Origin of the sequence: Mycobacterium asiaticum DSM 44297, assembly GCF_000613245.1 — a bacterium.
GTDB lineage: Bacteria > Actinomycetota > Actinomycetes > Mycobacteriales > Mycobacteriaceae > Mycobacterium > Mycobacterium asiaticum.
Genome location: NZ_HG964938.1, coordinates 1,536 through 25,678 on the forward strand (window position 1 = coordinate 1,536; position 24,143 = coordinate 25,678).

Here is a 24,143-nt window from a genome sequence, read left to right on the forward strand (position 1 = left end):
GGCGGCATCGTGGGTGCTCCGGGCAACCCGGGCACCGCGGGTTGAGACGGGCGGGCCGGACCGGGACGTCAGAACTGCAGCGCGCTGAAGCGCCAGTCCAAGACCTGCCGGTCCGGCTCGCCAACCGCGTAGACCAGCGAGCGCAGGCCCAGCACACCCCCGTGCTCCCGCGGCTCGGCGGATTCGACGTGCAGCTCGCTGTACAAGGTGTCACCCTCGCGCACCGGGCCGGTGTGGTCGCAGGACTGCCATCCCAGCACCGTCACCAGGTTCGGCAACAGCCGGTTGGCTTGGGCGAAGGCCAGCCCGATGGTGTGCCCGCCGTATACCAGCCGCTGTCCCCCGGCCCGCCAATCATGGTGTGTGGCAGCGATATTGAAGGTAAGCCGGGCCAGTTCTGGGGCGCTGGTCACCACATCGCCGGTACTGTGCAGCACCGCTCCGGTCAGCTCCGGATCGAAGTGCGGACCGGGCACCCGGGCGCGGAAGGCCTCGGCGTCCCAGGCCTGCGTCGGATCGAATGCCGGGGCCGCCGCGTCCGCGCCGATAGCGGACAGATCGTCGCCCGGCCCCGAGCCGGCCCACTGCGGACTGGTGGGCAGCATCGCGCAGCGGTAGAAGTCAAGCACCAGCTGATCGGCCTGATCGATGGTCGTCATGCGCAACGCTGCCAGGCCCGTCGGCGGCCGGCCGGGCTTGACCGAGTTGGCCCGCAGGCCCACCACTTCGGTGCGGGTGTACAGCGTGTCGCCGAGCACCGGAAAGCGGTGGAAAATCAACCCGCGGTAGAACAGATTCGCCTTGACCCGCTGGGTGGCAAGCGTCGACTGCCCGATCGCCACATCACACACCAGGCCGGGGTGCGCCAGCGCACCGGTCGCGCCGGTGACCGCGCCGCACAGCCCGGCGTCCAGTGACAACCGCAGCCGGTTGCCCAGGATTGCCTGGTGGGCGGCGGCCAGGCCGGGGCCCAGGGTGACCGACGGCGCCCAGTCGAACACCTGGCCCGGCGACAGGTCGTCGAAGTAGGGACCGCCCGCCCGGATGCCCCGGTACCCGTTCGTCACAAGGGCTCATGCTGGCAGGCTGTCCAACCGAGGGTCAAACACCCACCCAGCCGAGAGTGAAAGTCACGACGCGACACGCCGGTTGCGCGTCGCCATATTCACGCTCGGCCAACGGAGAGGCGGCCGACGGTGAGCACTGAACTGAACGACGACGAAGCGATGCTGGTCGCCACGGTGCGCGCGTTCATCGATCGTGACGTCAAGCCGAGCGTGCGCGAAATCGAGCATGCCAACACCTATCCCGAGGCGTGGATCGAACAGATGAAGCGCATCGGCATCTACGGCCTGGCCATCGAGGAGGCGTATGGCGGCTCACCGGTCTCGATGCCCTGCTATGTCCAGGTGACCCAGGAACTTGCGCGCGGCTGGATGAGCCTGGCCGGCGCGATGGGCGGCCACACCGTGGTCGCGAAGCTGCTGACGTTGTTCGGTACCCAGGAGCAGAAGCGGAAGTATCTGCCGCCGATGGCCACCGGCGAGTTGCGGGCCACCATGGCGCTCACCGAGCCCGGTGGTGGCTCAGACTTGCAGAACATGACCACCACCGCACTACCGGATGGACCAGATACGTTGGTGGTCAACGGGTCCAAGACCTGGATCAGCAATGCACGGCGCTCCGGTCTGATCGCGCTGCTGGCCAAGACCGACCCCAACGCCACGCCCCGGCACAAGGGCATCTCGGTGCTGCTGGTCGAACACGGTCCGGGTTTGACGGTGTCGCGGGACCTGCCGAAATTGGGCTACAAGGGTGTCGAGTCCTGTGAGCTTTCGTTCGACGGCTTCCGGGCGCCCGCCTCCGCCGTGCTCGGCGGCCAGATGGGCCAAGGCTTTTCACAGATGATGAAGGGCCTCGAGACCGGCCGGATTCAGGTCGCGGCCCGGGCACTGGGCGTGGCCACCGCGGCTCTGGAGGACGCTTTGGACTACGCGCAGCAACGCGAGAGTTTCGGCAAGCCCATCTGGCAGCACCAGGCCGTCGGCAACTACTTGGCTGACATGGCAACGAAACTCACCGCCGCGCGCCAGCTCACCCGGTATGCCGCCGAACGCTACGACAGCGGCCAGCGCTGTGACATGGAGGCCGGGATGGCCAAGCTGTTCGCCTCCGAGGTCGCAATGGAAATCGCCCTGAACGCGGTGCGTATCCACGGTGGCTACGGCTACTCCACCGAGTACGACGTGGAGCGCTATTTCCGCGATGCGCCCCTGATGATCGTCGGTGAGGGCACCAACGAGATTCAGCGCAATGTGATTGCCTCGCAATTGGTGTCACGCGGCGGGATCTGAATCCGAGATCACCCGGCTACTGATCAGTCGCTGATCACGTCCACCAACCCCCACTGCAGCGCGGTTTCGGCGGTGATGGTCCGGCCGGACAACACCAGATACGCGGTGCGCCAACGGCCGATCCTTCGGGTGACACTGACGGTGCCACCGGCGCCGGGAAGCAGGCCCAATCTCAGCTCGGGCAGGCCGAACACCGCGTCGCGGCTCGCCTCGACCCAGCCGCAGAACGCCGCCATCTCCAGGCCGCTGCCCAGCACTTGGCCGTGCACCCGCGCCCGGCACCGGCGGCCGAACCGGGCGGTGAGCTCGTCGAGCACCAGCGCCGGGCTGTGGCGGGTGCGGGCCAGGTGGGCGCTGGCGGGGTCGGCGAAGGAACCGAACTCGGCGAGGTCACCCCCGCTGCAGAAGGACGGACCGTTGCCGCTCAACACTATTCCGCTCACCGACGGATCCAGCTGCGCGACGGACAACATCTCCAGCAACGCGGCCCGCATGTCGGTGGAGAACGCGTTGTGCCGCTGCGGCCGGTTGAGCTGGATCCGCAGTAGATCGCCGTCGCGTTGCGCCACAACGGGATCGGTGACCTTGGGGACGGAAGCCGGGCCGCGTTCGGACAGCCAGCTGGCGAACTCCGGACCGGCCTGCAGCGTCGAATAGGCCAGCGATTCGGTGACCACGCCGGCCAGCGTCCCACCGTCCGGGTCCAGGCCGCGCAGCACGTCGTCGCAGACGGCACTGGCCTGCGGCCAGTGCTCGCCGCGTCGGGTCAGCTCGGCCAGCGTCTCGGGTACCGAGTCCACGGTGACGACCCGACGATCCAGGCAGGGCTCCTCAGTAATGGTGAAACTAGCTGTTGTCAGCCATGATTCATTCGACGGTGGTCCGTAGCCGACGACCACACCCGGCGGTGTTTGGACGTCCGGAGCCGGCGGTGCGGACAGATCGACCAGCCGGATCATGGTTCACGCCGAATACTTCTCGACCAGACCGTTCTTATACAACTTGCCCGTGTCAGTGCGCGGCAGCGCAGTTTCGAACGCGATCGACCGCGGGCACTTGAAGTGCGACAACCGCTCTCGCAGCCAACCCAGCAGCTCCTCGCCGAATTCGTCGGTCCCGTCGGCCGGGTCGACGGTCTGTACCACCGCCATCACCCGCTGGCCCATCTCTTCATCGGGAACGCCGAACACGGCCGCGTCCAACACCTTTGGATGGGTGACCAACAGGTTCTCGGCTTCCTGCGGGTAGATGTTCACCCCGCCGGAGATGATCATGTGGTGCCGGCGGTCGGTCAGGTAGAGGTAACCTTCCTCGTCGAGGTAGCCGATGTCACCGACCGTCATCCACCCGCGCTTGTCCCGGGACGCAGCGGTTTTGGACGGATCGTTGAGGTACTCGAACGAGTAACCGCCTTCGAAGTAGATCTCCCCCGGCTGGCCGGGCGGCAACTCGGTGCCGTCCTCCCCGAGGATGTGCAGCGCGCCGATCATCGGCTTGCCCACCGAACCCGGATGCGCGAGCCAGTCCTCGGCGGTGATCAGCGTGGAGCCGATCGCCTCTGAGGACGCGTAGTACTCGTCGACGATCGGTCCCCACCAGTCGATCATCTGCTTCTTGATCTCCACCGGGCAGGGTGCGGCGGCGTGCATCACCCGCTTCAGGCTGGACAGGTCGTACGAATCACGAACCGAATCGGGCAGTTTCAGCATCCGCACGAACATCGCCGGGACGAACTGGCCGTGCGTCACGCCGTACCGCGCGATGGCGTCCAGCGTCCCTTCCGGATCGAACTTCTCCATGACCACGGTGGTCAGCCCGGCGGCCTGCACCGTCATCGACCACACCGACGGCGCGGTGTGATAGAGCGGGGCGGGGCTCAGGTACACGGTGTCGGGGTCCATCCAGAAGTCCACCAGCGCTGACATCATGCCGGGCGCCGCCTCCGGCGGGAGGTGCGTCAGTTCGCGTTTGATGCCCTTGGGCCGGCCGGTGGTGCCCGACGAATACTGCAGCAGGTCGCCCTCGATCTCGTCCTCGATCGGGGTATCCGGTTGATCGGCAACACATTCCGGATAGCGCTGCCAGCCGTCGAGATCACCGTCGGCGATTAGCAGCAGCTCGGGCAGCCCACCCGGCAAATGTTCGGCCAGGCCGGCGCAGACCTCGCGCAGCGCCGCCGACCCGACGATCGCCTTGGCGCTGCTGTTGTCGACGATGTATGCGGCCTCCGCCGCGGTGAGATGGGTGTTGATCGGCACGTAGTACAGCCCGCTGCGCCGCGCCGCCCACATCACCGCGTGCATGTGTTCGTTGTTCTCCAGCAGGATCGCGACGGCGTCGCCCTCGCGCAGGCCCGCCTGCCGGAATTTGTGCGCCAGCCGGTTGGCCCGCGCTTCCAATTCACCGAAGGTCACCACCGTTCCCGACGGATACAGGATGACGGCAGGCTTGCCGGGATTGGCTTGCGCGTAGGGGCGGATCTGCATGGCTGAAACTCTACGAGCCACGGCTGAGCAGACGAAAAAGCACCTGACACGCCGTGCGTGCAGGTGCTTTTACGGCTGCTCGCGCCGGCTACTCGGCCAGGCGGGCCTTCAGCGCCTCGAACTCGTCGCGGATGCCGGTCGGCAGCTTGTCGCCGACGAACTCGAACCACTCCTCGATCAGCGGCAGCTCTTCGCGCCACTCGGCGGCATTGACGGCCAGCGCCGACTCGACGTCGGCGGCGTCCGCGTCCAGGCCGTCCAGGTACAGGTCCGCCGTGCTCGGCACCACGCCGATGGCGGTGTCCTGGCCACCCGCGTTGTGCTCGATGCGGTCCACGATCCACTTCAGCACCCGGCTGTTTTCGCCGAACCCCGGCCACAGGAACTGGCCCTCGTCGCCGCGGCGGAACCAGTTGACGAAGAACACCTTCGGCAGCTTGGACTCGTCAGCATGCTTGCCAAGGTCGATCCAGTGCTGGAAGTAGTCCCCGACGTTGTAGCCCAGGAACGGCAACATGGCCATCGGGTCGCGGCGCACCGTGCCGACCTTGCCCTCGGCGGCGGCGGTCTGTTCGCTACCCATGGTCGCGCCCATGAACACGCCGTGCTGCCAGTCACGCGCCTCGGTGACCAGCGGCACCGTGGTCTTGCGGCGGGCACCGAACAGGATGCCGGAGATCGGCACGCCCTGCGGGTCGTCCCACTCGGGGGCCAGGATCGGGCACTGCGACATCGGGGTGCAGTAGCGCGAGTTGGGGTGCGCGGCCTTCTCGCCGTTGTCAGGCGTCCAGTCGCGGCCCTTCCAGTCGATCAGGTGCTGCGGGTCGCCCTCCAGGCCCTCCCACCACACGTCGCCGTCATCGGTGAGCGCCACGTTGGTGAACACCGTGTTGCCGCCCTCGATGGTGCGCATGGCGTTGGGGTTGGACTTCCAGTTGGTGCCCGGCGCGACCCCGAAGAAACCGTACTCCGGGTTGACGGCGTACAGCCGGCCGTCCTTGCCGAACCGCATCCAGGCGATGTCGTCGCCCAACGTCTCGGCGCGCCAGCCCGGGATGGTGGGCTGCAGCATCGCCAGGTTGGTCTTGCCGCACGCCGACGGGAACGCGGCCGCGAAGTAGTACGCCTTGTTCTCCGGCGAGATCAGCTTGAGGATCAGCATGTGCTCGGCCAGCCAGCCCTCGTCGTGCGCCATGGCCGAGGCGATACGCAGTGAGTAGCACTTCTTGCCCAGCAGCGCGTTGCCGCCGTAGCCCGACCCGTAGCTCCAGATCTCGCGGGTCTCGGGGAAGTGGGTGATGTATTTGGTGTCGTTGCACGGCCACGGGACGTCCTGCTGCCCGTCCTCCAGCGGCGCCCCGACGGAGTGCAGCGCCTTGACGAAGAACCCGTCGTCGCCGATCTTGTCCAGCGCGGCCTTGCCCATCCGGGTCATCGTGCGCATGGAGACGACGACATACTCGGAGTCGGTGATCTCCACGCCCAGCTTCGGGTCGTCAGCACCCAGCGGACCCATGCAGAACGGCACCACGTACATGGTGCGCCCGCGCATCGACCCGCGGTATAGGTCGGTCATGATCGACCGCATCTCGCTGGGGTCTTTCCAGTTGTTGGTCGGGCCGGCGTCGACCTCGCGTTCGGAGCAGATGAAGGTCCGCGACTCCACCCGCGCGACGTCGGAGGGGTCGGACAGCGCCAGGAACGAGTTCGGGTGCTTCTCCGGGTTCAGCCGGGTGAAGGTGCCGGCCTCGACCAGCTGGTCGGAGAGCCGCTTGAATTCCTCGTCCGACCCATCGGTGAAGACCACCCGGTCGGGCTGGGTGAGCTCAGCAACCTCCTGCACCCAGGACAGCAGCCCCTGATGATTCGTGGGGGCGGTATCCAGACCGGGAATGGTTGCTGAAGTCATCGAACTCTCCTGAATCTGCTGCGTTGGCGATCGTCGGTTTGTCGGCTCGTTCTGGTCGCGTGCGCTTGCTTACGTATTGCCCGCGCGGCGGTACTCACACTTAGCGCTTTCTTATACAGATTATCGCGCATCACTTGTCGGGGAAGGTACGGGCGGGTATAAGCCTTCTCACAAGACCGATTCAGAAAGATCGCGTCCGGTCAAAAATCGCTGTGACCCGCATCCGACCGCGGCGAGATCTTTGCCCGGATGATCCCTGGGTCGGTGGCGGTACCAGATATACCTGGTTCGCCCAGCTCGGCGCGAATCGCGTCGAGCGCTGCCAGGATGGTCGGCATCTCCCGGTCCCGCACCGCCGCAGCCCGTGCCGCGGCCAGGGCGTGTTCGCGCAGTTCGCCGTCGATCAGGCTGACCTGGTCGTTCACTCGGCTGTTCTCGGTCTCGTCGTGTGCGCTGACCGCGGTGGACAGGCTCGATTCGGCATCCAGCACCCGGCTGGCGACCATCTGCTCGGTGACCGAGCGCAGTGCCGACGTCACATCGGTCACCCAGCGGTCCAGCACGGCGCGATCGCTGAGCAGGCTGCGGACGTTGACCAACCACAGCGTCGTCGCCAGACCCACCGCCACGCACACCACGATCCCGGCGCCCACCACCGGGGGCGCCACCCCTGGGCTCAGCCGCGAGAGCAGGCCGGCCACCAGTCGGCTCAGTGTCAGCGCCACCCCGAGGCCGAACAGGGCGCCGAACACCATCAGCAACCGGGTCTCCAGCCGTCGCGACTTCCGCGGCGGCGGCGAAACCGGGACGGCGGGCGGCTTGTCGGGGGGCGGCAGTTCCAGCGCCACCCCCGTCACCTGCGCGACATCGGCCAGGTGGGCGTCGATACCTTCGGCGACCTCGCTGACGACTTCGTCCAGCCGTCGCCGGACGTAGTCCTCGAACGCGGGGATGCGGCGGCGGGTCAGCGTCGTGATGTCCTCCTGCAGTTCGCCGCGCACCGAGGCGCAGCGGTTGCGCGCGAAGTAGGACAGCTGGACCCGGGCCTGCTGGATCTGGCCGCGCATTGTGATGGTGCGCTCGGTTCGCGACTGTCGGCGTTGCCGCAGGGCGGCACTTCGTTCCTCGCGTAGGGCGTCGACGCGGGCCCGGCGCCCCGCCCCGTCGGCGTCCCGGTCGAACCGCGCGGCCACCTTCTGCAGCCGCGCTTCCCAGGCCCGCAACCGGTTGCGGCGGGCCACGTCCGAGTCGGCGAGCTGGCCCTGGACGGTCGCGACCAACTCGTCGACGTGCGGCTCCCCCACCTCCGGGGCGGCGGCGACGCCGATCCACGGCACCTTGCCGTAGCGCGGTGCATGCTCGGCCAGCCGATCCCGGTTGGCCGCCAGCACATCACGCCAGGCGAGGTGCACGTCGATTTTGGCGACCACCCCCACCACCACGTCGGTGCTGTCCGCGGCGGCATCGAGTAGGGCACAGTCCGATGCGGTCATCGGTGCGGACGCGGAGACCACGAACACCACCGCCAGCGGCGCAGCACCGGGACTGAGCTCAGCGGACTCCACCACCGGGTATTCCGGGAACCGTTCCCGCAGTGCGGTCGCGACGCTGGTGACCCCGGCCAGCCAGGGACCGGTCACCAGCACCACGTCGCGACGGTTGATCGCGGGCGGAGTTAGACCCGGTCCGATCGCGGCGACCATGGCATCAACCCGGGCGGCTGGATCGTCGCGAGTACTCACCCCGCCCTCCGCGCCCACAGCCGTAGCGAACCGCGGGCGATGTCAGCCGCGCAGGCGCGGTGCAGTTCGTTAGTGGTGCTCCGGCGGCAACGCTGCCAATGCGCCGCCCGCTGCAGTGGCGCCGCCGGGCCGAGTTTCAGCTCGTCGGCCCGGGCCGCTTCCAGCGCGACCGCCATCCGGGCCGCCACCGTGGCGTCGCGGGCCAGAAACACCGCGACCCGCGCGTCGCAGACCGCCAGCGCCTCCAGGTCGGCGACGGCGTCGAGCACCCGCAGGTAGCGCGGCCGTGCGCCCGCGACGACGAGCCGGTCCAGCACCGCGTCCACGCCGCTCACCCGGCGCAGCACCGCCCGCACGCCAGCCGGCCCGGCGCCCCGGCGCAGGGCGGCCACCGCCAGCGCGATGCCGAACAAATCGAGGACCGCCAACAACCGCCGCCGCGCCGCCACCGGCACGGTCAGCCGCGCCGCCAGGAACCCGTCGAAGCCACGGTCCAGGCAGGCCAGTCCGTCCGAGTCGGCGGCCAGCGCCCGCAACGCCGTCCAACACGCCGGATCCATACCCTCGAGCGCGGCCAGGGCCAGCAACCCGCTCATCGGCACCGCCGGCGCCCCGAGCAGTTCGGAAAATCGCCCGCAGTGCACGCGGGCGGCCTCGATCGGGCCCGCCGCCGCTGCGAAGGTCGTCAGGTCCGCCTTGTTCAGCACCGCCAACGCCGCACCGGCGCCGGCGTCTTCGGGCTTGACAACCTCGGCGACGACGTGGACGTGCACTTCCGCCGCAAGCGTGTCCGTCGTCACCGCTACGCCCGCGCGGTCCAGCGCGCGGGTCACGGTGCGCCGTCCCACCCCCGGGCGACCGCTCACGGCCACCCGCAACGGCGCCCCGGTACGCTCCGCGACGGTAAGAAGTCGCTGGTCAGCGACCTCTTGGGCGAAACGCGTCAGCTCGTCGACGAAAATTCGATGCCCCTCTCCGGGACCGACGGTCCCCACCGAATCGTGTCATTTGCATCCCGAGCACGCGAGCCAGGTGTCCGCCGATACCAGCCGAAGGCAACTGTTGGGTATCAATCTGGACCTGAGGCGGCTACACCCGGTCTTCATAAGCCACGATGGGGGGATGCATGCGCAGCCCGGGGTGGGGTTACGGCCCGATACGCCCTGGGGCTATCTCCCTGCCACGAGTTTCCGCTCCCGGCGTTCGGCGCTGTCCAATTCTCAGCGCGACACGTGGGAGCGACTCTGGCCGACGTTGGGCCGGCAGGCCGACGATCCGTCCGGCGCGCCCCTGGACGTCCAGCAGTGGTTCGGCCGGGTGGCTCCGCTGGTACTGGAGATCGGGTGCGGCAGCGGCACCTCCACCCTGGCGATGGCCAAGGCCGAGCCGGACGTCGACGTAATCGCCGTGGAGATCTACCGGCGGGGACTCGCGCAGTTGCTGTGCGGCATCGACAACGACGAGGTCAACAACATCCGGTTGATCCGCGGCAACGGCATCGACGTGCTCAAAGACCTGCTCTCCCCCGCCTCGCTGACCGGCGTTCGGGTCTTTTTCCCGGACCCCTGGCCGAAGTCCCGGCACCACAAACGCCGGTTACTGCAGCCGGCGACGGTTGCTTTGATCGCTGACCGGCTACACCCCGGTGGTGTGCTGCACGCCGCGACCGACCATCCGGGCTATGCCGAGCAGATCGGCGAGGTCGGCGACGCCGAACCCCAACTCGTCCGGGTCGCCCCGGGCACCGAATCCCTACCGATATCGATCACCCGTCCTACCACCAAGTACGAGACGAAGGCCCAAGAAGCGGGTAGCACCGTCTGCGAATTCGTATGGAAGCGGCGCTGAATGACTGATGTAGCCACCCCCACCACGGAATCCCTGACTGACCCGTCGATTCTGGCGGACGACCTGTCCCAGGACGGCCTGACCGGATTCCCCGAGCCGATGAAGCGGGTCCTGCTGGTCTGGGACGCGCCGAATCTCGACATGGGCCTGGGTTCGATCCTGGGCCGCCGTCCCACCGCGCTGGAACGGCCCCGCTTCGATGCGCTGGGCCGCTGGCTGCTGGCCCGCACCGCAGAGGTCGCGGCGGGGGATGCAGCGGATATCCGCGTGGAACCCGAGGCCACCGTCTTCACCAACATCGCCCCCGGCAGCGCCGAGGTGGTGCGCCCCTGGGTGGACGCGCTGCGCAACGTCGGGTTCGCCGTGTTCGCCAAACCCAAGATCGACGAGGACAGCGACGTCGACCGCGACATGCTCGAACACATCGATCAGCGGTTCCGGGAGGGCCTGGCGGGCCTGATGGTGGCCTCAGCCGACGGGCAGGCGTTCCGCCAGCCGCTAGAGGAGGTTGCCCGGGCCGGGGTGCCCGTGCGAGTGCTCGGATTTCGTGAACACGCCAGTTGGGCGCTAGCGTCGGATACCTTGGAGTTCGTCGACCTGGAGGACATCGCAGGTGTTTTCCGGGAGCCATTGCCGCGAATCGGGCTTGATTCGCTACCTGAGCAGGGGGCATGGCTGCAGCCGTTCCGGCCGCTGTCGTCGCTGTTGACCTCGCGTGTGTAACGAAGCCGCGTGTCCGACAATCGAAAAGCAATGCGCGGGTCGCTAGCGATCCAGTAAGGAGCTTAAGTGTTCGCCTGGTGGGGTCGAACGGTGTACCGGTACCGGTTCATCGTAATCGGGGTCACTGTGGCTCTGTGCTTGTTCGGCGGCATCTTCGGGCTCAGCCTGGGCAAGCATGTCACACAGAGCGGCTTTTACGACGACGGCAGTCAGTCGGTCAAGGCTTCGGTCCTCGGCGACCAGGTCTACGGCCGCGACCGGACCGGACACATCGTCGCCATCTTCAAAGCTCCCGACGGCAAGACGGTCAACGACCCGCAGTGGTCGAAGAAGATCAACGACGAGCTCAACCAGTTCGTCGCGGATCACCCCAAAGAGGTGCTCGGCTGGGCCGGTTACCTGCGGGCACCGGACAGCACCAGCCCGGTCATCAAGGGCATGGCCACCGACGACAAGCACTACACCTTTGTGTCGATCCCGCTCAAGGGCGACGACGACGACACCATCCTGACCAACTACAAGACCATCGAGCCGGCCCTGCAGAAGCTGGACGGCGGCACCGTCCAACTCGCCGGCCTGCAACCGATCGCGAGTGCGTTGACCGGCACCATCGCCACCGACCAACGCCGCATGGAGGTGCTGGCGCTGCCGCTGGTGGCCGTGGTGCTGTTCCTGGTTTTCGGCGGCGCGGTGGCGGCCTGCCTGCCGGTGATGGTCGGCGGTCTGAGCATTGCCGGTTCGCTGGGCATTCTGCGGTTGATCGCGGTGTTCGGGCCGGTGCACTTCTTCGCCCAACCGGTGGTGTCGTTGATCGGCCTGGGTATTGCGGTGGACTATGGCCTGTTCGTGGTGAGCCGGTTCCGCGAGGAAATCGCCGAGGGTTACGACACCGAGGTGGCGGTGCGCCGCACCGTGATGACGGCCGGCCGGACTGTGGTGTTCTCCGCGGTGCTGATCGCCGCGTCCGGCGCCAGCTTGCTGCTGCTGCCCCAGGGCTTTGTGAAATCGCTGACATACGCGCTGATCACGGCGGTTTCGCTGGCCGCGATTTTATCCATCACGCTGCTGCCCGCCTGCCTGGGCATCCTGGGCAAGCACGTGGACGCGCTCGGTGTGCGGACCGCGTTCCGGGTCCCGTTCCTGCGGAATTGGAAGGTGTCGCGCGCCTACCTGAATTGGCTGGCCGACCGGCTGCAGAAGACGAAGACCCGTGAAGAGGTGGAGGCCGGCTTCTGGGGCAAGCTGACGAACTTCGTGATGAAGCGTCCGCTGGCGTTCGCCATCCCGATCATCGTCGGCATGATTCTGCTGATCATCCCGCTGGGCAACATGTCCCTGGGCGGCATGAGCGAGAAATACCTGCCGCCGAACAACGCGGCGCGCCAGTCCCAGGAGCACTTCGACAAGCTTTTCCCGGGGTATCGCACCAACCCGCTGACCCTGGTGATCCAGTCCACCAATCATCAGCCGGTCACCGACCAGCAGGTCGCGGATATCCGCAGCAAAGCCATGCAGATTCCCGGGTTCATCGAGCAGGACAACGATCCGTCGAACATGTGGCAGGAACGACCGCAGGCGCCGGGCGGGTCGAAGGATCCGTCCGTACGAGTGCTGCAGAACGGGCTGCTCAACACCGCCGACTCGGCGAAGAAACTCGAAGAGCTGCGGTCGATCACCCCGCCGAAAGGCTTGCAGATATACGTCGGCGGGACGCCCGCGCTGGAACAGGACTCGATTCACAGCCTGGTCGACAAGGCTCCGTTGATGGTGCTCGTGCTGATCACCACGACGATGCTGTTGATGTTCCTGGCATTCGGCTCGGTGGTGCTGCCGATCAAGGCGGCGGTGATGAGCGTGCTGACGCTCGGGTCCACGATGGGCATCCTGACCTGGATCTTCATCGAAGGGCACGGCGCCGGCCTGCTGAATTTCACGCCGACGCCGTTGATGGTGGTGATCATCGCGTTGGTGGTAGCGGTCGGCTACGGTCTGGCCACCGACTACGAGGTGTTCCTGGTCTCCCGAATGGTCGAGGCGCGCGAGAACGGCATGTCCACCCAGGAGGCGATCCGGATCGGCACCGCCACCACCGGCCGCCTGATCACCGCGGCGGCGCTGGTGCTGGCGGTGGTCGCCGGCTCGTTCGTGTTCTCCGACCTGGTGATGATGAAGTACCTGGCGTTCGGCTTGATGGCGGCGCTGCTGCTTGACGCGACCGTCGTGCGGATGTTCCTGGTGCCCTCGGTGATGAAGTTGCTGGGTGACGACTGCTGGTGGGCGCCGCGCTGGATGCGGCGCCTGCAGAACCGCATCGGCCTCGGCGAGATCCAGCTGCCCGACGAGCGCAAGCGCCCCGCCAGCACGGTGCGCCCGCCGGTCACGGCAGGCCTGGTCGCCGCCGGCGCTACTACCGGCCCCCGAGCACCGCACGACCCGACGCATCCGGCGGCGCTGGAGCGTCCCCGTCCGGCCGCCAGACCCGAGCTCGGGCCGGGCGCTGCCCCTCAGGTTCCGGTTCGGGCAACGGCGCCGCCGAAGCCGGCCAACCAGCCAGGCGAGGCGCCGACGACGCGGCTGAGCGCGCAGGGCGGCCCGTCGACGGCGAAGACACGTCCGCGGGCAACACCGCCCGCCCCGTCAGCCGGTGAGACGAACAAGATGCCCGCGGCCGGCAGTCGCCTGGGCGGCAAAGCCGACGCCAAATCGGACGTCAAGGGGGACCCGGCCGACAAGACCGCGGCCATCCCCGCCCAGCGTCCGGAAGGCGACGACTCCGAGACGGCCACCGAGAAGCTCGACGCCCGCGGGATTCAGGAAGAGGGCGGCGTGGACACCGGGCGGCGACGCCGTACCGGCGGCGGCGGCCTGTCTGCCCAGGATCTGCTCCGTCGCGAAGGCCGCATGTAACCTGCGTTTCCCCGGCAACCGGTGCCCCGGTTGGCCGAGCGTGCACAGATATCCGGCGACACGCCGCGGCGGCCGGCATTCCGTGCACCTTCAGCGGGGCGGCTAGCGGCTAGCCCTCGTCGGACTCGCCAGTTTTAGCGGGTTCCTCCGGGTTGTCCGGCTTGGCCTGCACGATTGCGGACACCTCTTCGTCTTCGCGCTGCTGCTCCTGGGCTGCCTGCGGATCCCTGGCCAACAGCACCTGCAGCGCATTGTTGAGGAACGCCACCGTCGGGATCGCCAGCAGGGCACCGACGATTCCGGCCAGGACGCCGCCGGCGGCGATCGCCAGCACCACCGCCAGCGGGTGGATCGACACCGCCCGGCCCATCACCAGCGGCTGCAACACGTGCGCCTCGAGCTGGTTCACCACGATTAGCAACCCCAGGGTGAGCAGCGCGTACACCAGTCCTTTGGCCAGTAGCGCCACCACCACGGCCAGCAGGCCCGACACCAGCGCACCGATCAGCGGCACGAAGGCACCGAGAAAGACGATGGAGGCCAGCGGCAACGCGAGCGGCACACCCATGACCGCCAGACCGGCGCCCACCCCGACCGCGTCGGTCAGGGCGACCAGGAAAGTCGCCCGGATGTATCCGGTCAGGGCGCCGTATCCGGCAAGTCCGGCCTCGTGGACACGGTCCCGGACGTGCCCCGGGAAGATCTGCTGCACGTACTTCCAGATGTTGCGGCCGCCATAGAGGAAGAAGATCAGCGTGAACAGCACCAATACCGCCGCCGTGAGCAATTCGGTGATCGTGGCCGCAGTCGAGAGCGCTCCGCTGGTCACCTTTGCCTGGTTGTTGCGCAGTGCCTCGATCGCGGCGTTGCCCGCATGGTCGATCTGCTCGTTGCGGATGTGCGCCGGCCCCTCGATCAGCCACTTGCGGCTGGAGTCGATGCTGCGCTCGACCTGTTTCACCAAGTCGGGCAGGCCGACGATGAACTGACTGATGACGAAGGCCAGGATGCCGCCCAGGATCGCGAAGCCGCCGAGCAACACCAGCGTCACGGCGAGGCCGCGCGGCAATCCCTTCTTGTCCAGCCAGTCGACCAGCGGCACCAGCAATGCGCTGAGCATCAACGCCAGCAACACCGGGACCACGATGACTTCCAGCTTGTCGACCACCCACAACAGAGCTACCCCGGTCGCCAAGATAACCAGCAGCCGCCACGACCAAGCGGCGGTTTTGCGAACCAGCGGGCTGACCGCGGCGTCGTCGTGAGTTGTCGACATTGGGCCACTCTAACGGGGCCGCGTGACCGAGCCCCGCAAACCCGGGCGGCACGATCCGGTTACATCCCAGGAACGACCCCGACACGTCGGCGACGTGCACCTTTGGCAGCGTTACCGGCGCGGTTAACCTAATGCGATGCCGTACGACGCTGCCGCCCGCAAGCTCGCGGGGGTATCCCTGCAGCGCGGGGAGGCGGCCGCGCGGGGCAAGTACTGGTGGCTGCGGTGGGTGGTGCTTGGGGCCGTCGCGGTAGTGCTGGGCGTCGAGATCGCCTTGGGCTGGGATCAACTGGCAAAAGCCTGGACGAGCCTGTTCCAGGCCGAATGGTGGTGGCTGATCGCCGCGATGGTGGCCGCGGCCGCCTCGATGCACAGTTTCGCCCAGATTCAACGCACGCTGCTGCGCTCGGCCGGGGTGCACGTCAAGCAATTACGTTCGGAGGGCGCGTTTTACGCCGCCAACGCGCTGAGCACCACGCTGCCCGGCGGGCCGGTGATCTCGGCGACGTTTCTGCTGCGTCAGCAACGGATCTGGGGTGCCTCGACGGTGGTGGCGTCCTGGCAGCTGGTCATGTCCGGCGCGTTGCAAGCGGTGGGGCTGGCGGTGCTGGGGCTCGGCGGAGCGTTTTTCCTGGGCGCCAAGAACAACCCATTCTCGCTGCTGTTCACGCTGGGCGGCTTCGTCGCGCTGCTGCTGCTGGCCCAGGCGGTGGCCTCCAGGCCGGAGCTGATCGAAGGGATTGGTGGCCGGGTCCTGGCGGCGGTCAACTCGGTACGAGGCAAGCCGGCGGACACTGGGCTGGCGAAGTGGCGCGAGATCCTGACGCAGCTCGAATCGGTGAGTCTGAGCCGCCGGGACCTGGGCGTCGCATTCAGTTGGTCGTTGTTCAACTGGGTCGCCGACGTCGCATGTCTGGGCTTCGCCGCCTACGCCGCCGGCGACCACGCCTCCGTTGCGGGTCTGACGGTCGCCTACGCGGCGGCGCGGGCGGTCGGCACGATTCCGCTGATGCCCGGCGGTCTGCTGGTCGTCGAGGCGGTCCTGGTGCCGGGTCTTGTTTCCAGTGGCATGGCGCTGCCCAACGCCATCTCCGCAATGTTGATCTACCGACTGATCAGCTGGTTGTTCATCGCAGCGATCGGCTGGGTGGTGTTCTTCTTCGTGTTCCGCACCGAGAAGCTGTCCGACGCGGACTCCGAGGATCCACCGACCGATCCGCGGATGCGGGCGGCCGGCTGAGCGGCCGCGTCAGCCGTTGCTGGGCTTGGGGCCCGGCAGCGGCGCGGGCAACGCTCCACCACCCGAGACCGGGGAGAGCGCCGGCGGTTGCGTCCCCGCAGGCGCGCCGCCAGCCGGCAAGTTCGGCAGGGCCCCGCCCTGGGCGGCCTGCACCATGCTCAGCGCCTGCGGCAACGAGATCGGCAGCCGGCACTGCGTCCCCAGCTTGTTCAGCGGGTTGGCCAGGCCCTGCAGGTCCAGCGCCACCTTGGGGTTGGCCTCCATGTAGGCCTTGATCGAGCCCAGCGACTGCGGCCCGGGCTGCTGCTGCAGAGCGCTGGTCATCACCTGGTTGGTCTCCGGGTGCGAGTCCAGGTAATCGCCCATCGACTTGGCCACCGAGCCGACCGTCCGGGCCACCTCGCTGGCCGCGCACGGATCCGTCGCGCCCGTCGCCGCCGGGGTCGCCACCATCGCGCTGCCGGCACACGACAGACCCGTAACGGTGACTGCTGCGAAAAGGCCACGGCGCACGGCAGCCCTGCTTGGCTTCATCAAATACTCCTCACGATCGCCGCTGCACGTCCCCCGACTGCGGCCGTCCTCATCCTGCCATCTCCGGCAGCGCGGCTGCCAACTCGTGTGACCCCCGCCTGGCGATCACGACTTAACAACAATCCGGCCGAACCGGTGTCGTCCCAGCTCAGGAACCGATAAGCAGACTTGAGATCCGTGTTCTCGGGTAGGCTCGCGGGCACGCGCTGGCGATGAAATTCGGGGAGATAGAAATCCAGCAGTTCATGATGCGGCTGAGCCGCAACCTGCGCAGATTCCGCTGGTTGGTCTTCACGGGCTGGTTGCTTGCCCTGGTGCCGGCGGTGTATCTGGCGATGACGCAGTCGGGAAACCTGACCGGCGGCGGGTTCGAGGTTGCCGGTTCCCAGTCACTGGCCGTGCACGACGAGCTCGTCGCTCAGTACCCCGACCTCGGCGCGTCGCCGTTGGCGCTGGTGGCGGCCCCTCGCGCCGACGCGACCTACCAGGACATCGACGAAGCCGTCGCCCAGCTCCGGCACATCGCCGGCGAGTTTCCCGGGGTGTCCGAAGCGCCCAACCCGACCCAGCGGCCGCCGCAGCCGGACCGGCCCTACGTGATCACGCTGCGGCTGGACGCCCGCAACCCGGGCACCAGCGACGTTGCCAAGAAGCTGCGCCAGCGGATCGGCGTCGAGGACGACCGGTCCGGACAGACCGCCAACGGGCGCGTACGGCTCTACGTCATCGGGCAGGGCGCGTTGTCGGCGGCCGCGGCGGCCAACACCAAGCACGACATCGCCAAAGCCGAAGAGTGGAACCTGCCGATCATCCTGATCGTGCTGCTGGCGGTGTTCGGTTCGCTGGCCGCCGCCGCGATCCCGCTGGCTTTGGGTGTCTGCACGGTCGTGGTGACCATGGGGCTGGTCTACGCCCTGTCCATGCACACCACCATGTCGGTGTTCGTCACCTCGACGGTGTCGATGTTCGGCATCGCGCTGGCGGTGGACTATTCGCTGTTCATCCTGATGCGATATCGCGAGGAGCTGCGCAGCGGCCGGCAGCCGCAGGAGGCCGTGGACGCGGCGATGGCCACCTCCGGGCTCGCGGTGGTGCTGTCCGGCATGACCGTCATCGCCTCGCTCACCGGCATCTACCTGATCAACACCCCGGCACTGCGATCGATGGCCACCGGCGCGATCCTGGCGGTCGCCATCGCGATGCTGACGTCGGCCACGCTCACCCCGGCGCTGCTGGCCACGTTCGCCCGTGCCGCGGCCAAGCGGTCGGCCCTGTTGCACTGGTCGCGGCGGCCGGAAAGCACGGTGTCGCGGTTCTGGACCCGCTGGGTCACCTGGGTGATGCGCCGGCCGTGGATCTCCGCAGTGGCGGCCTCTGCCGTGTTGCTGCTGATGGCGGCGCCCGCGACGTCGATGGTGCTGGGCAACAGCCTGTTACGCCAGTTCGACTCCTCGCACGAGATTCGGGGTGGCGTGGCAGCCGCCTCCCAAGCCCTGGGCCCTGGCGCGCTGGGCCCCGTCCAGGTGCTGGTCACCTTCCCGGATTCGCCGCAGGGGCCCGACGCCGCCGCGGACCGCGCGCAGCTGCTCGGCACGATCCGGCAGAAGATGGCGGAAGGCCCCGAGGTCGCGTCCGTGACGCCACCGGAATATGCCGACGACAACCGCAGCGCGGTGCTCGGTGCGGTGCTGTCCGTCGACCCGGAGGACCTGCGCGCCCGGCACACCGTCGATTGGATGCGTAGCCATGTGCCCGGGGTCGCCGGCGACGCGCAAGTGGCGATCGGCGGGTCGACGGCGCTGATCAAGGACTTCGACGACCGCGTCGCGGCCACCCAGCCGCTGGTACTCGGCTTCGTAGCGCTGATCGCCTTCCTGATGCTGCTGGTGTCGGTGCACTCGGTGCTGCTGGCGGTCAAGGGTGTGCTGATGACGTTGCTGTCGGTGGCGGCGGCCTACGGCAGCCTGGTGATGGTTTTTCAGTGGGGCTGGGCGGACAAGCTCGGCTTCCCGCACCTGACCTCGATCGACAGCACGGTCCCGCCGCTGGTCCTGGCGATGACCTTCGGGCTGTCCATGGACTACGAGATCTTCCTGCTCACCCGCATCCGGGAACGCTTCCTGCAGACCGGGCACACCCGGGACGCGGTCGCCTACGGCGTCAGCACCAGCGCCCGCACCATCACCAGCGCCGCGCTGATCATGATCGCGGTTTTCTGCGGCTTCGCCTTCGCGGGCATGCCGTTGGTCGCCGAGATCGGCGTGGCCTGTGCCGTGGCCATCGCCGTCGATGCGACCGTCGTGCGGTTGGTGCTGGTTCCGGCGCTGATGGCGATGTTCGCCAAGTGGAACTGGTGGCTGCCGGGCTGGTTGGGCCGCATCCTGCCGTCGGTCGACTTCGACCGGCCGCTGCCCGACGTCGACCTGGGCGGTGTCGTCACGATCCCCGACGACATCACCGCGGCCATTGCACCCAGCGCCGATCTGCGCATGGTGATCAAATCCGCGGCGAAACTCAAACACCTTGCGCCCGACGCCGTTTGCGTGGCCGACCCGCTCGCCTTCACCGGCTGCGAACGCAAGGAGCCGGACCGGGAACTCCAGCCCGAAAGCGCCGAGGCCGACACGGTGGCGCTGGCCACCGGTCCGGTCGGTCAGGCCTTCGCGGCCACCAAGGCCAAACGGGTCGGCCTGGCCTATCGCAACGGCATCGCCAAGGCGATGTCCTGGTCCGACCGGCCGGTCCATCCGGTCACGCTCTGGCGCGGGCGCCTCTCGGTAGCCCTGGACGCTTTGGAGAGCGGCGGCCGGGCGCGACCCAAGTACCGCCGTCGCAGCCCGGTGGAGACCACCAACGTCCAGCTGCCCACCGGCGACCGCCTGCTGATCCCCACCGGCGCCGAAACGCTGCGGCTCAAGGGCTACTTGATCATGGTCCGTAACAGCAGCCGCGATTACGCCGATTTTGCAGACATGGTCGACGTCATGGATCCAGAGACCGCCGCGGTGGTGCTGGGCGGTATGGACAGGTATTACTCTGGTCAACCTGCCGGATCGGCTGCGCGGCAACAGTGGATGGCCAGCGAACTGGTCCGCCGGCTGGCCGATCCCGAGCCGTCTGACCTCGATGACGAGTGGTCCGAGGATGACGAGGCAAACTGGGAGGAGGTCAGGCAGCGCTGCCTGTCCGTGGCCGTGGCGATGTTGGAGGAGGCGAGGTGACGTTGGCTGCCGACCGCTGGAAAGGGGTGCCGGCCGCGCCCTCCCCACGAAACGACTCCGTTCGGCGGCCCGACCCGGACCAGCCCGTCGAATTCTGGTCTACCGCCGCTATCAACGCCGCCCTGCAGGGCGGTGACATCGGCACCTGGAAGCGCATCGCCGGTGCACTCAAGCGGGACCCCTACGGGCGTACCGCCCGCCAGGTCGAGGAGATCCTGCGCGGGTCCCGCCCGGTCGGGATCGCCAAGGCGCTCTGGGAGGTACTGGAGCGCGCCCGCACTCACCTCGAGGCCAACGAGCGCGCCGAAGTCGCCCGGCACGTGCAGCTGCTGATGGACCGTTCGGGCCTGGGCCGCCAGGAGTTCGCGTCGCGCATCGGCGTAGCCGCCGACGACCTCGCCACCTACCTCGACGGCAGTGTCAGCCCGTCGGCCTCGCTGATGATCCGGATGCGCAGGTTGTCCGACCGCTTCGTCCGGGTGAAGAACGAGCGGTCGTCGAACTCCAACTGATCTCCGACTGATCAACGCCCGATCGGCACGAAGTCGTTCACCAGCCAGTCGTTGCCGCGTTTGGTCAGCGTCACCCGCACCGCCGGGTTGGCCTGACTGGTGGGTTGGCCGGGCGCGTTCTTGGTGACCCGCAGGACCACCGCGACGCTGGCCGCCGACGGTCCGATGGCCTCGACGCCCGCCGCCAGCGTGGCAGCCTGGACAGAGACCTTCTGCTGCACCATCTCGGCGCTGGACTTGGTGAATTCCTCTTTGAACTTGCCCGCCCGCTCCGGCACCATCAGTCCCGCGGCCCGGTCGATGGAGGCCGCCGGCGCCGTCGGGGAGAACGACGCCACGGCCTCGGCCAGCCCGGTCGCGACCTGGGTGACCGTCAGCGAATCCCGCTTGAAGTCCTCGTCCTTGGTCGTCCAGTGCGTGTATCCGGTCACCACCGCCGCGCCCAGCGCCGCCGTCGCCAGGAAAACGACCGCCAGCCGCAGCGCCGGCGCGTCGTCGTCGGTCCCGACGGTGACCGCGTCCCGGCGCAGCAGCCAGAAGTTGATGGCGACGCCCTGGACCACCAGCAACACCAGCGCGGTACCGACGGCCACCCACCAGCGCGGCCACGCGAGCACCGCGCCGATCGCCACCAGGGCGGTGATCGCCGCCAGCGGGGCCAGGATGTCGAAGGCGAACAGTCGCCACGCGTTTCTCATCGGATCGACTCCAGCTTGGAGATCATCAGTTTGTTGTCGATGTTGGAGACGTCCAGGCGCAGGCTCCAGTGCACGGTTTGCGGCTTGCCGCCGGCGTTCTCGCTGAGCGAGGTCGCGATCAGCATCACCGAGTCGGTCCGGGTGGCGAACGCGGGCAGCTTCGTGGTCACCACCGGCCGGGGCTGCCCGGCTGGGTGTCCAGGTCGCGGTGCACCGTGTCGATGGCCACCGCTTCGATCTGGCCGGTGCTGCGGCTCTGCAGTTTGGCGACCACCTGCCGGTACGGCTGGACCGCGGCATCGAAGTCGGTGTTCAGCTGGCCCACCGTGCCGTCGTGCAGGCGCTGCAGGCTGGCGTCGATGTTGCTGCTGTTCATGTTGATCAGCACGTCGGTCCAGTCGGTGGCCGCCTGCATCACCCGCGACAGGTAGACGCGCTCGGCGGAGTCGTCGCGGTGCGTGGTCCAGATCATTGCGCCGAGCACCACCGCCACCACCGCGATCAGTCCCAGCACGGTCGATGCGATGCCGTAGCTGGAGAAGATGCCGTCCGTGGCCTCCTCGTCGTCGATGTCTTCGATGTCTCCGACGCCGTCGATCTCGTCTTCGGCTGCGTCGTCGTCCTTGGCCGCCTTCGTTTTCTGCTGGTCAGGCATGGCCCGATCGTTGCACCCGAAAACAGATGGAAGGATGGCGGGGTGACAGTAGAGACCATTCGCTCGGGGATCGACCTGAGCTACGTCGACGCCACCGCCCGCCCCCAGGACGACCTTTTCGGCCATGTGAACGGCCGCTGGCTGGCCGAATACGAGATCCCGGCCGACCGGGCGACCGACGGCGCCTTCCGCACCCTGTTCGATCGCGCCGAGGAGCAGGTACGCGACCTGATCATCGAGGCATCCGAAAGCGGGGCGGCGACGGGCACCGACGAGCAGCGCATCGGCGACCTGTACGCCAGCTTTCTCGACGAGGACGCCGTCGAGCGCCGTGGCCTGCAACCGTTGCACGACGAGCTGACCAACATCGACGGCGCCGCCGACCACGACACGCTGGCCGCGGTGGTTGGGGCCCTGCAACGCACCGGGGTGGGCGGCGGCGTCGGGCTGTACGTCGACACCGATTCGAAGAACTCCAACCGTTACCTGGTGCACTTCAGCCAGTCCGGGATCGGGCTGCCCGACGAGTCCTACTTCCGCGACGAGCAGCATGCGGCCGTCCTGGCGGCCTACCCCGGCCACATCGCCCGGATGTTCGCGTTGGTGTACGGCGGCGAGCCCGACGACCACGCCGACACCGCCGCCCGCATCGTGGCGCTGGAAAGCAAGCTGGCTGCTGCCCACTGGGACGTGGTCAAGCGCCGCGACGCCGACCTCACCTACAACCTGCGCACCTTCGCCGACCTGCAGAGCGAGGGCGCCGGCTTCGACTGGGCCGGCTGGGTCACCGGCCTGGGCACCACGCCCGAGGCCGTCGCGGAAGTGGTTGTGCGTCAACCCGATTACCTCACCACCTTCGCGGCACTGTGGAACGGCGAGGATCTCGACGACTGGAAGAGCTGGGCGCGGTGGCGGTTGATCCGGGCCCGCTCACCGTGGCTGACCGACGCGATGGTGGCCGCGGACTTCGACTTCTACGGCCGTAGGCTCACCGGTACCGAGCAGATCCGGGACCGCTGGAAGCGCGCGGTGGCCCTGGTGGAGACGTTGATGGGTGATGCGGTCGGAAAGTTGTACGTGCACAAGCACTTTCCGCCGGGGGCCAAGGCACGCATCGACGAGCTGGTGGACAACCTGCGTGAGGCGTACCGGATCAGCATCAGCGACCTGGACTGGATGACGCCCCAGACCCGGGAACGGGCGCTGACGAAGCTGGCCAAGTTCACCGCCAAGGTCGGCTACCCGGTGAAGTGGCGGGACTACTCCGCGCTGGTGATCGACCGCGACGATCTGTACGGCAACTACCAGCGTGGCTATGCCGTCAACCACGACCGCGAGCTGGCCAAGCTCGGCGGGCCGGTCGACCGGGATGAATGGTTCATGACGCCGCAGACCGTCAACGCCTACTACAACCCCGGGATGAACGAAATCGTTTTTCCCGCAGCCATTCTGCAGCCGCCGTTCTTCGACGCCGACGCCGACGACGCCGCCAACTACGGCGGTATCGGCGCGGTGATCGGGCACGAGATCGGGCACGGGTTCGACGACCAGGGCGCCAAGTACGACGGCGACGGCAACCTGGTGGACTGGTGGACCGATGACGACCGCACCGAATTCGGCGCCCGCACCAAGGCGCTGATCGAACAATACGAGGACTATACGCCACGCGAACTGGACACCACCCACCACGTGAACGGCGCCTTCACCGTCGGGGAGAACATCGGTGATCTCGGCGGCCTGTCCATCGCGCTGCTGGCCTACCAGTTGTCGTTGGGCGGCGAGCCCGCCCCGGTGATCGACGGCCTGACCGGCGTGCAGCGGGTGTTCTTCGGTTGGGCTCAGGTGTGGCGGACGAAATCACGTGCGGCCGAAGCGATCCGGCGGTTAGCGGTCGACCCGCACTCACCGCCGGAGTTCCGCTGCAACGGCGTGATCCGCAACCTGGACGCGTTCTACGAGGCGTTCGAGGTCGCCGAGGACGACCAGCTGTTCCTGGAACCCCCACGCCGCGTGCGCATCTGGAATTAGGGAGGCGCGC

16 protein-coding genes and 2 pseudogenes are annotated in these 24,143 nt (G+C 67.9%); 8 read left to right on the forward strand and 10 right to left on the reverse strand.

Going from position 1 to position 24,143, the window contains the following annotated elements:
- Positions 1–68: 68 nt before the first annotated feature.
- On the reverse strand, positions 69–1,067 hold the full coding sequence (locus tag BN972_RS18905) for a MaoC family dehydratase (protein WP_036361344.1): 999 nt from the start codon (positions 1,065–1,067) through the stop codon (positions 69–71).
- A 159-nt stretch (positions 1,068–1,226) separates the two neighbouring features.
- On the opposite strand from BN972_RS18905, the gene BN972_RS18910 reads away from it, so the two are divergent.
- Positions 1,227–2,354, forward strand: coding sequence for an acyl-CoA dehydrogenase family protein (locus tag BN972_RS18910; RefSeq protein WP_167659597.1), 1,128 nt, complete (start codon positions 1,227–1,229; stop codon positions 2,352–2,354).
- A gap of 23 nt (positions 2,355–2,377) precedes the next feature.
- Here the strand turns inward: BN972_RS18910 and BN972_RS18915 are convergent, their stop codons facing one another.
- From BN972_RS18915 to BN972_RS18935, 5 genes are all read right to left on the reverse strand, one after another.
- Complete coding sequence (locus BN972_RS18915; RefSeq protein ID WP_036361346.1) at positions 2,378–3,313, reverse strand: enoyl-CoA hydratase/isomerase family protein; 936 nt, start codon at positions 3,311–3,313, stop codon at positions 2,378–2,380.
- A gap of 3 nt (positions 3,314–3,316) precedes the next feature.
- Positions 3,317–4,840 carry a fatty-acid--CoA ligase FadD4 gene (gene fadD4 / locus BN972_RS18920; RefSeq protein WP_036361347.1) on the reverse strand — a complete coding sequence of 508 codons (1,524 nt, stop codon included), beginning with the start codon at positions 4,838–4,840 and terminating at the stop codon, positions 3,317–3,319.
- Positions 4,841–4,928: 88 nt separating this feature from the next.
- Entirely contained in the window at positions 4,929–6,749 is a 1,821-nt protein-coding gene (locus BN972_RS18925) for a phosphoenolpyruvate carboxykinase (GTP) (protein WP_036361349.1), read from the reverse strand.
- A gap of 200 nt (positions 6,750–6,949) precedes the next feature.
- Positions 6,950–8,452, reverse strand: a complete 1,503-nt coding sequence (locus BN972_RS18930) for a hypothetical protein (protein ID WP_051545749.1) — start codon at positions 8,450–8,452, stop codon at positions 6,950–6,952.
- 35 nt (positions 8,453–8,487) lie between these two features.
- Positions 8,488–9,486, reverse strand: a complete 999-nt coding sequence (locus BN972_RS18935) for a hypothetical protein (RefSeq protein ID WP_036361354.1) — start codon at positions 9,484–9,486, stop codon at positions 8,488–8,490.
- Between the two features lie 127 nt (positions 9,487–9,613).
- Here BN972_RS18935 and trmB point away from each other — a divergent pair, with 127 nt between their 5' ends.
- From trmB to BN972_RS18950, 3 genes are all read left to right on the forward strand, one after another.
- Positions 9,614–10,339, forward strand: a complete 726-nt coding sequence (gene trmB, locus BN972_RS18940) for a tRNA (guanosine(46)-N7)-methyltransferase TrmB (RefSeq protein WP_036361355.1) — start codon at positions 9,614–9,616, stop codon at positions 10,337–10,339.
- Positions 10,340–11,062, forward strand: a complete 723-nt coding sequence (locus BN972_RS18945; RefSeq protein WP_036361356.1) for an NYN domain-containing protein — start codon at positions 10,340–10,342, stop codon at positions 11,060–11,062.
- A gap of 66 nt (positions 11,063–11,128) precedes the next feature.
- The gene (locus tag BN972_RS18950) at positions 11,129–13,969 is read left to right on the forward strand and encodes an MMPL family transporter (RefSeq protein ID WP_036361358.1); all 2,841 of its coding nucleotides are present in this window, start codon (positions 11,129–11,131) and stop codon (positions 13,967–13,969) included.
- Between the two features lie 109 nt (positions 13,970–14,078).
- Here BN972_RS18950 and BN972_RS18955 read toward each other — a convergent pair whose 3' ends face one another.
- On the reverse strand, positions 14,079–15,245 hold the full coding sequence (locus BN972_RS18955) for an AI-2E family transporter (RefSeq protein WP_036361360.1): 1,167 nt from the start codon (positions 15,243–15,245) through the stop codon (positions 14,079–14,081).
- Between the two features lie 174 nt (positions 15,246–15,419).
- Between BN972_RS18955 and BN972_RS18960 the strand changes: the two are divergent.
- Positions 15,420–16,485 (forward strand): annotated as a pseudogene (locus BN972_RS18960) (lysylphosphatidylglycerol synthase transmembrane domain-containing protein).
- 9 nt (positions 16,486–16,494) lie between these two features.
- Here BN972_RS18960 and BN972_RS18965 read toward each other — a convergent pair.
- Positions 16,495–17,019: a hemophore gene (locus BN972_RS18965; RefSeq protein WP_036361362.1), complete on the reverse strand. Its 525-nt coding sequence runs from the start codon at positions 17,017–17,019 to the stop codon at positions 16,495–16,497.
- 245 nt (positions 17,020–17,264) lie between these two features.
- Here BN972_RS18965 and BN972_RS18970 point away from each other — a divergent pair, with 245 nt between their 5' ends.
- Both BN972_RS18970 and BN972_RS18975 read left to right on the forward strand, forming a co-directional pair.
- Positions 17,265–20,240: an MMPL family transporter gene (locus BN972_RS18970; RefSeq protein WP_036363356.1), complete on the forward strand. Its 2,976-nt coding sequence runs from the start codon at positions 17,265–17,267 to the stop codon at positions 20,238–20,240.
- On the forward strand, positions 20,237–20,752 hold the full coding sequence (locus BN972_RS18975; RefSeq protein ID WP_036361364.1) for a hypothetical protein: 516 nt from the start codon (positions 20,237–20,239) through the stop codon (positions 20,750–20,752). Before BN972_RS18970 ends, BN972_RS18975 begins: the two co-directional genes overlap by 4 nt.
- 11 nt (positions 20,753–20,763) lie before the next feature.
- Here the strand turns inward: BN972_RS18975 and BN972_RS18980 are convergent, their stop codons facing one another.
- A complete protein-coding gene (locus BN972_RS18980) occupies positions 20,764–21,450 on the reverse strand; it encodes a hypothetical protein (protein ID WP_036361366.1) in 687 nt (228 codons plus the stop codon).
- Positions 21,447–22,105 (reverse strand): annotated as a pseudogene (locus BN972_RS18985) (hypothetical protein). Before BN972_RS18985 ends, BN972_RS18980 begins: the two are co-directional and overlap by 4 nt.
- A gap of 42 nt (positions 22,106–22,147) precedes the next feature.
- Between BN972_RS18985 and BN972_RS18990 the strand changes: the two are divergent.
- The gene (locus BN972_RS18990) at positions 22,148–24,133 is read left to right on the forward strand and encodes a M13 family metallopeptidase (protein WP_036361369.1); all 1,986 of its coding nucleotides are present in this window, start codon (positions 22,148–22,150) and stop codon (positions 24,131–24,133) included.
- Positions 24,134–24,143: the final 10 nt, after the last annotated feature.

What these genes read in the sequence shown, in the direction of transcription:
- BN972_RS18910 (WP_167659597.1), top strand. Translation starts at nt 1,227, where the DNA reads ATGCTGGTCGCCACGGTGCGCGCGTTCATCGATCGTGACGTCAAGCCG.
- BN972_RS18915 (WP_036361346.1), bottom strand. Translation starts at nt 3,313, where the DNA reads ATGATCCGGCTGGTCGATCTGTCCGCACCGCCGGCTCCGGACGTCCAA.
- fadD4 (WP_036361347.1), bottom strand. Translation starts at nt 4,840, where the DNA reads ATGCAGATCCGCCCCTACGCGCAAGCCAATCCCGGCAAGCCTGCCGTC.
- BN972_RS18925 (WP_036361349.1), bottom strand. Translation starts at nt 6,749, where the DNA reads ATGACTTCAGCAACCATTCCCGGTCTGGATACCGCCCCCACGAATCAT.
- BN972_RS18930 (WP_051545749.1), bottom strand. Translation starts at nt 8,452, where the DNA reads ATGGTCGCCGCGATCGGACCGGGTCTAACTCCGCCCGCGATCAACCGT.
- trmB (WP_036361355.1), top strand. Translation starts at nt 9,614, where the DNA reads ATGCATGCGCAGCCCGGGGTGGGGTTACGGCCCGATACGCCCTGGGGC.
- BN972_RS18945 (WP_036361356.1), top strand. Translation starts at nt 10,340, where the DNA reads ATGACTGATGTAGCCACCCCCACCACGGAATCCCTGACTGACCCGTCG.
- BN972_RS18955 (WP_036361360.1), bottom strand. Translation starts at nt 15,245, where the DNA reads ATGTCGACAACTCACGACGACGCCGCGGTCAGCCCGCTGGTTCGCAAA.
- BN972_RS18965 (WP_036361362.1), bottom strand. Translation starts at nt 17,019, where the DNA reads ATGAAGCCAAGCAGGGCTGCCGTGCGCCGTGGCCTTTTCGCAGCAGTC.
- BN972_RS18970 (WP_036363356.1), top strand. Translation starts at nt 17,265, where the DNA reads ATGATGCGGCTGAGCCGCAACCTGCGCAGATTCCGCTGGTTGGTCTTC.
- BN972_RS18980 (WP_036361366.1), bottom strand. Translation starts at nt 21,450, where the DNA reads ATGAGAAACGCGTGGCGACTGTTCGCCTTCGACATCCTGGCCCCGCTG.